Origin of the sequence: Bordetella petrii (assembly GCF_000067205.1) — a bacterium.
Lineage (GTDB): Bacteria > Pseudomonadota > Gammaproteobacteria > Burkholderiales > Burkholderiaceae_B > Bordetella_A > Bordetella_A petrii.
In genome coordinates, this window is sequence record NC_010170.1 from 1,887,394 (window position 1) to 1,900,114 (window position 12,721).

Consider the following 12,721-nt stretch of genomic DNA (forward strand, 5'->3'; position numbering starts at 1 on the left):
TTATGAGCACCAAGAGAATCGTCAAATTCGAGATCTACCGCTACGACCCGGACAAGGACGAGCGCCCGTACATGCAGAAGCTGGAAGTCGAACTCCAGCCCACTGACAAGATGTTGCTCGATGCGATCATCCGCATCAAGAACGACGTGGACGACAGCCTCGCCCTGCGCCGCTCGTGCCGCGAAGGCGTGTGCGGTTCCGACGCCATGAACATCAATGGCAAGAACGGCCTGGCCTGCACCACCAACCTGCGCGAGCTGAAAGAGCCCATCGTGCTCAAGCCGCTGCCCGGCCTGCCCGTGATCCGCGACCTGATCGTGGACATGACGCACTTCTTCAACCAGTACCACTCGATCCGCCCGTACCTGATCAACGACACGCCGCCGCCCGAGCGCGAGCGCCTGCAGTCGCCCGAGGCCCGCGAAGAGCTCGACGGCCTGTACGAGTGCATTCTGTGCGCGTGCTGCTCGACGTCTTGCCCGTCGTTCTGGTGGAACCCCGACAAGTTCGTCGGCCCGGCGGGCCTGCTGCAGGCATATCGCTTCCTGGCCGACAGCCGCGACGAAGCCACGGGCGAGCGCCTGGACAACCTGGAAGATCCTTATCGCCTGTTCCGCTGCCACACCATTATGAATTGCGTCGACGTCTGTCCGAAGGGCCTGAATCCGACCAAGGCAATTGGCAAGATCAAGGAACTGATGGTCCGTCGGACGGTCTAGTTAAACGGTGCAGAGATCAATATGGGCAGTCTGACTGAACTCGAACGGACGCGTCTGCGGTGGCGGGCGCGCCGCGGCCTGCTCGAGAATGACCTGATCATTACCCGGTACCTGGACGCATACGAAACGCAGCTCACCGATGACGACGTCGATGCGCTCGCCCAGCTGTTCGAGCTGGGCGACAACGACCTGCTCGACCTGTTGCTGGCGCGCAAAGAGCCCGAGGGGGCGCTCGACACGCCACGGGTGCGCACCATCATCGGACAAATGCGTGAGCTCTGATTAATAGTGAGGAAATAGCGATGAACCTGTCTGACAAGAAAGCCACTCTATCATTCTCGGACGGCTCCAAACCGATCGAGTTTCCCGTGTACAAGGGCACGGTCGGCCCGGACGTCATCGACATCCGCAAGCTGTACGGCCAGACGGGCATGTTCACGTTCGACCCGGGGTTCATGTCCACGGCGGCGTGCGAGTCGGCCATCACGTACATCGACGGCGACAAGGGCGAGCTGCTGTATCGCGGCTACCCGATCGAGCAACTGGCCGTCAACTGCGACTTTCTCGATATCTGCTACCTGATCCTGAACGGCGAGCTGCCTAACGCCGGTCAGAAAACCGATTTCGATTCGCAGGTCACTCACCACACGATGGTGAACGAGCAACTGCATTTCTTCCTGCGCGGCTTCCGCCGCGATGCCCACCCGATGGCCGTGCTGACCGGCCTGGTCGGCGCGCTGGCGGCGTTCTACCACGACTCCACCGACATCACCAACCCGCAGCATCGCCACATTTCGGCCATCCGCCTGATCGCCAAGATGCCCACCCTGGTGGCCATGGCGTACAAGTATTCGCAGGGCCAGCCGTTCATCTATCCGCAGAACGACCTGTCGTACACCGGCAACTTCCTGCGCATGATGTTCGCCACGCCGTGCGAAGAATACAAGGTGAATGAAGTCGTCGAGCGCGCGCTCGACCGCATTTTCATCTTGCACGCCGACCACGAGCAGAACGCCTCGACCTCCACCGTGCGCCTGTGCGGCTCGTCGGGCACCAACCCGTTCGCGGCCATCTCGGCCGGCGTGGCGTGCTTGTGGGGTCCGGCCCACGGCGGCGCCAACGAAGCGTGCCTGCAGATGCTCGAAGAACTGCAGGCCAACGGTGGCGTGGCCAAGGTCGGCGAGTTCATGGAGAAGGTCAAGGACAAGAACTCGGGCGTGCGCCTGATGGGCTTCGGCCACCGCGTCTACAAGAACTACGACCCGCGCGCCAAGCTGATGCAGGAAACCTGCAAGGAAGTGCTGCAGTCGCTGGGCCTGGAAAAAGACCCGCTGTTCAAGCTGGCCATGGAACTCGAGCGCATCGCCCTCGAAGACGACTACTTCGTGCAGCGCAAGCTGTACCCCAACGTCGATTTCTACTCGGGCATCGTGCAACGCGCCATCGGCATCCCGACCTCGCTGTTCACCGCCATCTTCGCGCTGGCGCGCACGGTGGGCTGGATCGCCCAATGGAACGAAATGCTGTCCGACCCCGACTACAAGATCGGCCGGCCGCGCCAGCTGTTCACCGGCGCGGTGACGCGCGACGTGCCCCCGATGGACAAGCGCTGATCTTCCCGGCGTATTTCCCGGCATGAAAAAACGCCCGCAAGGGCGTTTTTTCATGGGCGTCGCGGGCGCAACGGGCAGGGCGCCGGCGCGACGGCCGGCCCCTGCGCAAGCCGGGCTACATGCCGATGCCGCGCGCCATCAGCGCGGCAAACAGCGGCAGCAGCACGAACAGGTGGGTTTCCAGCATGACCCAGCGGCGGGCGCGCTTGATGTCGGCGTCGGCTGGGGCGTAGTCGGGCTGCTGGCGCGACTGCTTGCGCCAACGCAAAAAGGTCAGGGTCGGCACGATGGAACAGAGCCCGATAATGACGAACAGGGTGATTTTGGCGTGAAACCAGGGGTTGGCCATGTAAAAAGCGACGCCCTTGACCCCCAGGGTCAGGCGCAGCAGCCCGGTGGCCAGCACGGCCAGGGCCGAAACCAGGTACAGGCGGTCGTACAGGGCGAGCCGCCTGACTGTGTCGGGCGACAGGCCCGGGCGCAGCAGCACGGCCTCGGCGGTCATGATGACGATGAGCACAAAAATGGCCAGGTAATGAAACCAGGCGAGCAGGGCGTCTTGCAGCATGGCGGCTCCGGAAGATCTGGGTAGTGCGTTTTTAACATTGCGGCAGGCCAATTATCGGGCCGAGCATGAAAATTGCTGCTTCGGAAGTAGAATTTCCTGGTTGCGGGCCGGCACCGGTCAAACGCCTCGATGTTGGCCAACTGCCCGGCCAGTGACAAGACTATTGCTTGCACACCATGGGAAGCCAAGACATGACACAGACATCTGACGCGTCACAGCAAGGCCGGCCACTGCAAATCGACGACATCACGGTCATCGACAATACCAAGCTCAAGAAGGCCGTGACAGCGGCCGCGCTGGGCAACGCCATGGAGTGGTTCGATTTCGGCGTCTATGGTTTCGTCGCTTTCGCGCTGGGCAAGGTGTTCTTTCCGGACGCTTCGCCCACCGTCCAGATCATCGCGGCGCTGGGCACGTTTTCGGTGCCGTTTCTGGTGCGGCCCCTGGGGGGCGTGTTCTTCGGGGTCATGGGAGACCGCTTCGGCCGGCAGAAGGTCTTGTCGCTGACCATCATCATCATGGCGGTCAGCACGTTCTGCATCGGCCTGATTCCGTCATATCGGTCCATCGGCATATGGGCGCCCGTGCTGCTGCTGTTGTGCAAGCTCGCGCAGGGGTTTTCCGTGGGCGGCGAATACACCGGGGCGGCCGTCTTCGTGGCCGAGTATGCGCCCGACCGCCGGCGTGGATTCCTGGGCAGCTGGCTGGATTTCGGGTCGATTGCCGGTTTCGTGCTGGGCGCCGGCCTGGTGGTCCTGTTGCAGACCATCCTGCTGGAACCGACGTTCCTGGACTGGGGCTGGCGCATTCCGTTTTTCGTGGCCGGGCCGCTGGGCTTGCTGGGCCTGTACCTGCGCCACGCCGCCGAAGAAACGCCGGCCTTCACGCAGCAGCTGGAAAAAATGGAAAAAGAAGACCGGGACGCCGTGCAAGAGCGGCCCACCGTGTCGTTCCGGGAAATATTCTCGAAGTACCGCAAGCCCTTGCTGGTATGCGTGGGCATGGTGCTTGTGACCAACATTACCTATTACATGCTGCTGACCTACATGCCTACTTACCTGTCCGGCAGCCTGGGCTATTCCGAAGAGCATGGCGTGCTCATCATCGTGGTGGTGATGATAGGGATGCTGTTCGTGCAGCCGGTCGTGGGTTTTTTCAGCGACAAGATCGGCCGCAAGCCGTTCTTGCTGACGGGCAGCCTGGGGCTGCTGGTGCTGTCGGTGCCAGCCTTTCATTTCATCGGCAGCGACAACACCGGCCTGATTTTCCTGGGCCTGTTGTTCATCGCCGTGCTGCTCAATTGCCTGACCGGCGTCATGGCCTCGACGCTGCCCGCGCTGTTTCCCACGCGCATTCGCTACAGCGCGCTGGCCAGTTCTTTCAACATTGCCATCATTGTGGCGGGGCTGACGCCAACCGTGGCTGCCTGGCTGGTGGAAGAAACCAACAATCTGCTGATGCCCGCCTTCTACCTGATGGCGGCCTCGGTCATCGGCCTGGTGACTTCCCTGTTTCTGCCCGAGACGGCCAACCGGCCCATGCGCGGCGACACGCCCAGCGCGTCCAGCCATCGCGAAGCCAAGATGCTGCTGCAGCAGGCCTACGATTACATTGAAGAAAAACTGGGGGATGTCGACGAGGAAATCGCCGACATGGAGGAGAAGCTCGAGGCGCTGCGGCGGCGCCGCCAGCAATTGGCCGATCGCCACCCGCACCTGGAGTAGGGCGGGTGGCGGCCGGGGTCAGGAACGCGCGCGGGCGGCTTCCTGCTGCGCGTCGACCACCGCCAGGGCGGTCATGTTGACGATGCGGCGCACCGTGGCGCTGGTGGTCAGGATGTGCACCGGACGGGCCGAGCCCAGCAGGATGGGACCCATGGCGATGCCGTTGCTGCCGGTCATCTTGAGGATGTTGTAGGTGATGTTGCCGGTATCCAGGTTGGGCATGATCAGCAGGTTGGCCGGCCCCTTCAGCTTGCTGTCGGGGTAGGCCAGCACGCGGATCTTTTCCGACAGCGCGGCATCGGCGTGCATTTCGCCGTCGACTTCCAGTTCGGGCGCGCGTTCCTCGATGATGCGGCGCGCTTCGGCCATCTTGCGCGACGAGCTGGTCATGCGGCTGCCGAAGTTGGAATGCGACAGCAGCGCGATCTTGGGCACCACCCCGAAACGCAGCATTTCATCGGCGGCCTGCACCGTGATGCTGGCGACTTCCTCGGCCGACGGGTTTTCGTTGACGTGCGTGTCGGCGATGAACAGGGTCTGGTCGGGCAGCATCAGCACGTTCAGCGCGGCGTAGGTCTGCCCGGGCTTGCGGCCGATGATCTCGTCCACGTACTTGAGCTGGTTGTCGTACTTGCTGGCCACGCCGCACAGCAGCGCATCGGCGTCGCCGCGGCGCAGCAGCATCGCGCCGATCAGCGTGTTGTGTTTGCGGATCATCGCTTTCGCGATGGCGGGCGTGACGCCCTCGCGGCCCTTCAACTGGTAGTAGGCGTTCCAGGTTTCGTTGAAGCGGCTGTCGTCTTCGGGATCGACGATTTCGATGTTCTGGCCGGCCACCAGGCGCAGCCCGGCCTTTTTGACGCGCATCTCGATGACCGCGGGGCGGCCCACCAGGATGGGACGCGCCAGGTTTTCGTCGATGACGGTCTGCGCTGCGCGCAGCACGCGCTCGTCTTCGCCGTCGGCATAGATGACGCGCTTGGGCGCTTTTTTGGCTTGGGCGAACAGCGGGCGCATCAGCTGGCCCGAATGGTAGACGAAGCCCATCAGCTTCTGGCGGTAGGCCTCGATGTCTTCGATGGGGCGCGTGGCCACGCCGGAATCGACGGCGGCCTGGGCGACGGCCGGTGCGATCTGGACGATAAGGCGCGGATCGAAGGGTTTGGGAATGATGTATTCGGGGCCGAAGGACAATTCCTGCCCGGCGTAGGCGCGCGCGACTTCGTCGTTCTGCTCGGCCTGCGCCAGTTCGGCGATGGCTTTCACGCAGGCCAGCTTCATTTCTTCGGTGATGCGCGTGGCGCCGGCATCCATGGCGCCGCGGAAGATGAAGGGAAAGCACAGCACGTTGTTGACCTGGTTCGGGTAGTCCGAACGGCCGGTGGCGATGATGCAGTCGGGGCGGGCGGCGCGCGCCACTTCAGGGCGGATCTCGGGCTCGGGGTTGGCCAGGGCCAGGATCAGCGGGCGGTCGGCCATGGTCTTGACCATGTCGGCGGTCAGCACGCCGGCGGTCGAGCAGCCCAGGAACACGTCGGCGCCGCGCACGACGTCGGCCAGCGTGCGCGCGTCGGTTTTTTGCGCGTAGCGCTTCTTGTTGGGTTCCATGTTTTCGTCGCGGCCGTCCCAGATGACGCCGCGCGAATCCACCACGTAGATGTGCTCGCGCTTGATGCCCAGGTGCACCAGCAGGTCGAGGCAGGCGATGGCCGCGGCGCCCGCGCCCGATACCGCCAGCTTGACCTGGGCGATGTCTTTGCCGACCACTTTCAGGCCATTCAGGATGGCGGCCGACGAGATGATGGCCGTGCCGTGCTGGTCGTCATGGAAGACAGGTATCTTCATGCGCTCGCGCAGCTTCTTTTCAATGTAGAAGCACTCGGGCGCCTTGATGTCTTCCAGGTTGACGCCGCCCAGCGTGGGCTCGAGCGCGGCGATGATGTCGACGAGTTTGTTGGGGTCGTTTTCGGCGAGCTCGATGTCGAATACGTCGATGCCGGCGAATTTCTTGAACAGGCAGCCCTTGCCTTCCATGACCGGCTTGGCGGCCAGCGGGCCGATGTTGCCCAACCCCAGCACGGCGGTGCCGTTGGTGATGACGCCCACCAGATTGGCCCGCGAGGTGTATTTCGACGCCGCGTCGTCACCCTGGTCGAAAATGGCCATGCAGGCCGCGGCCACGCCCGGCGAGTACGCCAGCGACAAGTCGTCCTGGTTGGCCAGGGTCTTGGTGGGCATTACCGAGATTTTGCCGGGGGTCGGGTGCGCGTGGTAGTCGAGCGCCAGTTTGGTAAGAGTTTCGTCCATGCTGATGAGAGGCCTTGCGGCACGGCTGACAAAGTAGAAGACGGGCCGTCAGGGGCCCGTCCCGGAAAAGAAGGCGTCTATTTCAACAGAAAGTGGGGGGATATGTTTGCTGCAGTGCAGCGTATGCTGTTTTTGTGCGCGGGGTGCGGGCGGTGTTCTTTTGGCCGTCCCGGCGCATCCGGCCAGGCGCGGCCGGCGCACGTGCGGCGGGCTCGGGCGCATGCAGGCGCCCGAGGCCTGCTGCGCAGGCTGCCCCGCCGCCCAACGCGCCGGCCGCGCCTGGCCGGATGCGCCGGGACTCCAACTGGGGATCGGCCGCCGGGGGGCTGAATGCGTGCGGGGGGTCAGCTTAGCCAGGGCGGGGTCTGGCGGTGGAGGGCGCCGAGTTTTTCGCGCAGGGCCTGGCGTGCTGCCGCCAGGCTGGGGCTGTGCGGGGCGAGCAGGTCGAGTGCCTGCAAGGCGATCCAGTCGGCGCCGACCTCGAAAAAGTCGCGCAGCCGGGCCCGGGTGTCGCTGCGGCCAAAGCCGTCGGTGCCTACCGTGCGGTACGGGGCGGCGATCCAGGCGCGGATCTGTTCGGGCACGGCGCGCACGTAGTCGCTGGCGGCCACGACGGGCGCGTCGCCGGGCAGGCATTGCTCGACCCAGGCCGGCGGCGTGTCCAGCCCCAGCGTGCGCGCGCGCTCGCAGGCGCGGCCGTCGCGCGACAATTCCGAAAAGCTGGTCACGCTCCAGACTTCGGCGGCCACGCCGTGTTCTTGCAGGAGGTCGGCTGCCCGCAGAGCTTCGCTCAGCATGGGTCCGGCGCCCAGCAGCCGTACTTGTGCCGAACCTGGCGCCACGCGCACCCGGTGCATGCCGCGCAGGATGCCAGTGCGGGCATCTTCGGTGGGCAGCGTGGGCTGGGGCAGGTTTTCGTTGGTGACGGTCAGGTAATAGAACTCGTCGTGCTGTTCGTCGAGCATGCGTTGCATGCCGTGCTCCAGAATCACCGCGACTTCATAGGCGTAGGCCGGATCGTAGGCGCGGCAATTGGGCACGGTGGCCGCCACCAGGTGGCTGGAGCCGTCCTGGTGCTGCAGGCCCTCGCCGCCCAGCGTGGTGCGGCCCGAGGTGGCACCGATGAGAAAGCCGCGGGCGCGCTGGTCGGCGGCGGCCCAGATCAGGTCGCCGATGCGCTGGAAGCCGAACATCGAGTAATAGATGTAGAACGGCAGCATGGGCAGGCCGTTTACCGAATAACTGGTGCCGGCAGCGGTCCACGAGGAAATGGCCCCGGCCTCGGTGATGCCTTCTTCCAGGATCTGCCCGTCCAGCGCTTCACGGTAGTACAGCACCGAGCCGATGTCTTCGGGTTCGTACAACTGGCCCTGGGCGGAATAGATGCCGATCTGCCGGAACAGGTTGGCCATGCCGAAAGTGCGGGCCTCGTCGGCCACGATGGGCACAATGCGGCGGCCCAGCGCCTCGTCTTTGAGCAAGCCGCCCAGCATGCGCACGATGGCCATGGTGGACGACATTTCCTTGCCATCGGCTTGCAGCGCAAAGCGCGCCCACTGCGCGGCCGGCGGCACGGGCAGGCGCGGCGCTTCGGTGCGGCGGCGCGGCAGATGGCCGCCCAGCGCCTGCCGCCGCGCCTGCAGGTAGCGCAGCTCGGCGCTGTCGGCGGCCGGTTTGTAGAACTTCAGCGCCAGGCAGTCGGCGTCGGAAATCGGCAGCGCGAAGCGGTCGCGGAATGCCAGCAGGGTCTCGTCGTCCAGTTTCTTCTGCTGGTGCGTCGTCATCTTGCCTTGGCCGGCCGCGCCCATGCCGTAGCCCTTTTTTGTCTGCGCCAGGATCACCGTGGGCTGGCCGCGGTGGCGCACGGCGCGGTGGTAGGCCGCGTGGATTTTCACGATATCGTGTCCGCCGCGGCGCAGGCGGTCGATGGCCTCGTCCGACCAGTCGGCCACCAGGGCGGCCAGCTCGGGGTTCTGGTTGAAGAAGTGGGCGCGGTTGTAGGCGCCGTCATTGGCGGCAAAGGTCTGGAACTGCCCGTCGACGGTGTGCGCAAAGGCGCGCGCCAGCGCCCCGCCCGCGTCGCGCGCCAGCAGGGCGTCCCAGTCGCCGCCCCAGACCAGCTTGATGACGTTCCAGCCGGCGCCCGCGTACAGGGTTTCCAGTTCGTCGATGATGCGGCCGTTGCCGCGCACCGGTCCGTCCAGCCGCTGCAGGTTGCAGTTCACCACGAACACCAGGTTGTCGAGTTTTTCGCGCGCGGCCAGGGTCAGCGCGGCAATCGATTCGGGTTCGTCCATTTCGCCGTCGCCGAAAATGCCCCACACCTTGCGGTCGGAGGGCTGCGCCAGCGAGCGGTGCTCCAGGTAGCGCATGAAGCGGGCCTGGTAGATGGCGTTGATGGGGCCGATGCCCATCGACCCCGTGGGAAATTGCCAGAAATCCGGCATCAGCCACGGGTGCGGATACGACGACAGGCCGCGCAGGCCGCGGGCGCGCGCGGCGATTTCCTGGCGGAAGTGGGCCAGTTCGTCTTCGCCCAGGAAGCCTTCCAGGTAGGCGCGCGCATAGACGCCCGGCGCCGAGTGCGGCTGCAGATAGACCAGGTCGCCGGCGGCGCCGTCGCGACTGGCGCGGAAGAAATGGTTGAACCCGACCTCGAACAGGTCGGCGGCCGACGCATAGCTGGCGATGTGCCCGCCCAGTTCGCCGTGCGCCTGGTTGGCGCGCACCACCATGGCCAGGGCATTCCAGCGGTTGATGGAGGCAATGCGCTCTTCGATGGCCAGGTCGCCGGGAAAGGGCGGCTCGTCGCGTAGCGGGATGGTGTTCAGGTAGGCGCTGCGCGTCTGGCCGGCGGCGCGCACGCCCAGCGCGGCGGCCTGGGCCAGCAGTTGATCCACCACATAGGCCGCGCGCGGCACGCCGGCCGCATGCACCAGGGACTGCAGGGCTTCGCGCCACTCGGCGGTTTCGGCGGGGTCGATGTCTGTGGGCGCGGCGTTGGTCATGGCGGGGCAGGTCTCTGGAGAAGTGCCCATGCTATCGCTTTCGTTCAGGCATGAGTGATCGAAAATGCGCCAGATCGGCAATGCCGGCGGCATAATGTGCTGCAATAGGAACTTTCTGTGGACAAATGTGCCGACCATGCTGGACAGCACCGACCGCCGTATCCTCTCTATTCTGCAGACCGATTCCAGCCTCACCAACGTCGAGCTGGCACGACGTGTGCATCTGTCGCCATCGCCCTGTCTGGCGCGCGTGAAGGCCCTGGAGGCCGCGGGCGTGATCCGCGGCTACGTGGCCCTGGCCGACCCGCTGCAACTGGGGCTGAGCCTGAATGTGTTCATTCAGGTCAGCCTGGAAAAGCAGGTGGAGTCCGAACTCGAGCGCTTCCAGAATGCCATGGCCGAATGCCCGGAAGTGATGGAGTGCTATCTGATGAGCGGCGATTCCGATTACCTGCTGCGCGTGGTCGTGCCGGACATGCAGGGGCTGGAGCGCTTCGTGGTGAGCCGCCTGTCGCGCATTCCGGGGGTGCGCAACATCCGTTCGGGGTTTGCGCTGAAGCAGGTCAAGTACCAGACCGCGTTGCCGCTGGGCTGAAGCCGCGGGCGCCATGCGGGCGGCGTAGAATCGACGGATTGTTTTCTGGAGCCGCTATCCCATGACCGCACCCGCCCGCGTGCCCGATTCGATCACATTGCCTGAACTGACCGTGCGCGGGGTGATCGTCGGCGCGCTGATCACCGTGGTGTTCACTGCGTCGAACGTGTTCCTGGGATTGAAGGTCGGGCTGACCTTCTCGTCGGCCATTCCGGCGGCGGTGATCTCGATGTCGGTGTTGCGGCTGTTCAAGGACGCCAACATCCTGGAAAACAACATGGTGCAGACGCAGGCCTCGGCCGCGGGCACCCTGTCGGCCATTATTTTCATCTTGCCGGCGCTGGTCATGATGGGCCACTGGCAGGGTTTTCCATTCTGGCAGACCCTGGGCATCTGCGCGGCCGGCGGCATGCTGGGCGTGATGTTCACGATTCCGCTGCGCCACATCATGGTGGTGCAAAGCGACCTGCCGTACCCGGAAGGCGTGGCGGCGGCCGAGATCCTGCGGGTAGGCAGCGGGGGCAGCGACGGGGACGGCAGCGCGGCGGGCAAAACCGGCGCGGGCAAGTCCGCGCCCACCGGCATGGCCGACATCCTCAGCGGCGCCGGCGTTGCCGCCGCCGTCAGCTTTGCCGGCAACGGGCTGCGCATCCTGGGCGACGGGGTCAGCCTGTGGCCCACCATCGGCGCGGCCGTCTTCCGCCTGCCCATGGGATTTTCGCTGGCGCTGCTGGGCGCCGGGTACCTGATAGGTATCGTGGCCGGCCTGGCCATGCTGACCGGGCTGGTGATTGCCTGGGGCGTGGCCGTGCCGGTGCTGACCTCGCTGGGCACGCTGCCGGCGGGGCAGTCGGTGGCCGATTACGCCACCGGCCTGTGGAGTTCGCAGGTGCGTTTCATTGGCGCCGGCGTGATCGGGGTGGGCGCCATCTGGACGCTGGCGACGCTGTTCATGCCCATGATGCGCGGCATCAAGACGTCGTTCGCGGCGTTCGGCTCGGCGGGCAGGGCGGCCCAGGGCGGAGCGCCGCGCACCGAGCAGGACCTGCCGGCGCGCTGGATTTCGCTGGTGACGCTGGTGCTGGTCGCCATCCTGGTGGCCACTTTCGCCGTGTTCCTGCGCGCCCAGCCCGTTACGGCGGGCAGCGTGGCGATGCTGGTGGCCTATTCGGTCGCTTTCGCTTTTATCTTCGGCTTCCTGGTAGCGGCAGCTTGCGGCTACATGGCTGGGCTGGTCGGATCTTCCACCAGCCCGATTTCCGGCGTGGGCATCGTCGCCATCGTGCTGGTGTCCTTGCTGGTGCTGGCCCTGGAAAGCGCCGGCGGGCTGCTGGCCACCCAGGAGGGCGTGCAGATGGCCATCGCCCTGGCCATTTTCACGACCTCGGCGGTCGTGGCGGTGGCCTCGATCTCGAACGACAATCTGCAAGACTTGAAAACCGGCTGGCTGGTGGGGGCAACGCCCTGGCGCCAGCAGGTGGCGCTGCTGATCGGCTGCGTAGTGGGGGCGGCGGTGATCTCGCCGGTGCTCGAGCTGCTGTACAACGCCTATGGCTTCGCCGATGCGCTGCCGCGTCCGGGCATGGACCCCGCCGCGGCCCTTTCGGCGCCCCAGGCCACGCTGATGCTGGCCATCGCGCGCGGCATTTTCACGCACCAGTTGAACTGGGCCATGATTCTCATCGGCATGGCGGTGGGGCTGGGGCTGATCCTGGTCGACCAGGTCCTGGCGCGCACTTTCGCCGTGGCCCGCATGCCGGTGCTGGCGGTGGGCATAGGCATCTACCTGCCGCCCACGGTCAGCGCACCGCTGGTGGTAGGGGCGGTGCTGGCCTGGCTGCTTGAGCGCACGTTGCGCGGGCGCGCGCGGCGTGCCGGGCAAGCGTATGAAACGTATGCCGAGCTGCCCGGCCGGCGCGGCACCCTGCTGGCCTCGGGCCTGATCGTGGGCGAAAGCCTGGTGGGCGTGCTGATGGCGGCCATTATCGGCGCCACGGGGCAGGAAGCGCCGTTGGCGCTGGCGGGGGCGAGCTTCGCCGCCACGGCCTCGTGGCTGGGCCTGGCGGTCTTCGTGCTGGTGGCGGTGCTGTTCTATCGCCGCACGCTGGCCGCCGTGCCGGCACACGCCTAGCCGCGGCGCCGTGGGCGCGGGTGGTCCGTGGTTTTCGCGTCACAGGGTGGCGGCCC

9 protein-coding genes are annotated in these 12,721 nt (G+C 65.6%); 6 read left to right on the forward strand and 3 right to left on the reverse strand.

Features of this window, described 5'->3' with window-relative positions:
* The first annotated feature begins 2 nt into the window (after positions 1-2).
* Genes BPET_RS09270 through BPET_RS09280 form a run of 3 tightly spaced genes read left to right on the forward strand, consistent with a single transcriptional unit; the run spans position 3 to position 2,332 of the window.
* Positions 3-719 (forward strand): succinate dehydrogenase iron-sulfur subunit, encoded by a 717-nt coding sequence (locus BPET_RS09270; protein ID WP_012248745.1) that lies wholly within the window; start codon positions 3-5, stop codon positions 717-719.
* 21 nt (positions 720-740) lie between these two features.
* Positions 741-1,001: a succinate dehydrogenase assembly factor 2 gene (locus tag BPET_RS09275; RefSeq protein ID WP_012248746.1), complete on the forward strand. Its 261-nt coding sequence runs from the start codon at positions 741-743 to the stop codon at positions 999-1,001.
* A gap of 20 nt (positions 1,002-1,021) precedes the next feature.
* Positions 1,022-2,332 carry a citrate synthase gene (locus BPET_RS09280; protein ID WP_012248747.1) on the forward strand — a complete coding sequence of 437 codons (1,311 nt, stop codon included), beginning with the start codon at positions 1,022-1,024 and terminating at the stop codon, positions 2,330-2,332.
* A 115-nt stretch (positions 2,333-2,447) separates the two neighbouring features.
* Here BPET_RS09280 and BPET_RS09285 read toward each other — a convergent pair whose 3' ends face one another.
* Positions 2,448-2,900: a DUF2214 family protein gene (locus BPET_RS09285; RefSeq protein WP_012248748.1), complete on the reverse strand. Its 453-nt coding sequence runs from the start codon at positions 2,898-2,900 to the stop codon at positions 2,448-2,450.
* 191 nt (positions 2,901-3,091) lie between these two features.
* Here BPET_RS09285 and proP point away from each other — a divergent pair, with 191 nt between their 5' ends.
* The gene (proP, locus tag BPET_RS09290; RefSeq protein ID WP_012248749.1) at positions 3,092-4,624 is read left to right on the forward strand and encodes a glycine betaine/L-proline transporter ProP; all 1,533 of its coding nucleotides are present in this window, start codon (positions 3,092-3,094) and stop codon (positions 4,622-4,624) included.
* Positions 4,625-4,642: 18 nt separating this feature from the next.
* Here proP and BPET_RS09295 read toward each other — a convergent pair whose 3' ends face one another.
* Together BPET_RS09295 and mdeB are read right to left on the reverse strand one after the other, a co-directional pair.
* On the reverse strand, positions 4,643-6,931 hold the full coding sequence (locus tag BPET_RS09295; RefSeq protein ID WP_012248750.1) for an NADP-dependent malic enzyme: 2,289 nt from the start codon (positions 6,929-6,931) through the stop codon (positions 4,643-4,645).
* A gap of 344 nt (positions 6,932-7,275) precedes the next feature.
* A complete protein-coding gene (gene mdeB / locus BPET_RS09300) occupies positions 7,276-9,969 on the reverse strand; it encodes an alpha-ketoglutarate dehydrogenase (RefSeq protein ID WP_012248751.1) in 2,694 nt (897 codons plus the stop codon).
* Positions 9,970-10,075: 106 nt separating this feature from the next.
* Here mdeB and BPET_RS09305 point away from each other — a divergent pair, with 106 nt between their 5' ends.
* On the forward strand, positions 10,076-10,534 hold the full coding sequence (locus BPET_RS09305; RefSeq protein WP_041862832.1) for an Lrp/AsnC family transcriptional regulator: 459 nt from the start codon (positions 10,076-10,078) through the stop codon (positions 10,532-10,534).
* 61 nt (positions 10,535-10,595) lie between these two features.
* Entirely contained in the window at positions 10,596-12,665 is a 2,070-nt protein-coding gene (locus BPET_RS09310; protein ID WP_012248753.1) for an OPT family oligopeptide transporter, read from the forward strand.
* Positions 12,666-12,721 lie beyond the last annotated feature (56 nt).

Bases quoted from the DNA above. Each gene is read 5' to 3' on its own strand.
- BPET_RS09270 (WP_012248745.1), top strand. From the start codon at position 3: ATGAGCACCAAGAGAATCGTCAAATTCGAGATCTACCGCTACGACCCG.
- BPET_RS09275 (WP_012248746.1), top strand. From the start codon at position 741: ATGGGCAGTCTGACTGAACTCGAACGGACGCGTCTGCGGTGGCGGGCG.
- BPET_RS09280 (WP_012248747.1), top strand. From the start codon at position 1,022: ATGAACCTGTCTGACAAGAAAGCCACTCTATCATTCTCGGACGGCTCC.
- BPET_RS09285 (WP_012248748.1), bottom strand. From the start codon at position 2,900: ATGCTGCAAGACGCCCTGCTCGCCTGGTTTCATTACCTGGCCATTTTT.
- proP (WP_012248749.1), top strand. From the start codon at position 3,092: ATGACACAGACATCTGACGCGTCACAGCAAGGCCGGCCACTGCAAATC.
- BPET_RS09295 (WP_012248750.1), bottom strand. From the start codon at position 6,931: ATGGACGAAACTCTTACCAAACTGGCGCTCGACTACCACGCGCACCCG.
- mdeB (WP_012248751.1), bottom strand. From the start codon at position 9,969: ATGGGCACTTCTCCAGAGACCTGCCCCGCCATGACCAACGCCGCGCCC.
- BPET_RS09305 (WP_041862832.1), top strand. From the start codon at position 10,076: ATGCTGGACAGCACCGACCGCCGTATCCTCTCTATTCTGCAGACCGAT.
- BPET_RS09310 (WP_012248753.1), top strand. From the start codon at position 10,596: ATGACCGCACCCGCCCGCGTGCCCGATTCGATCACATTGCCTGAACTG.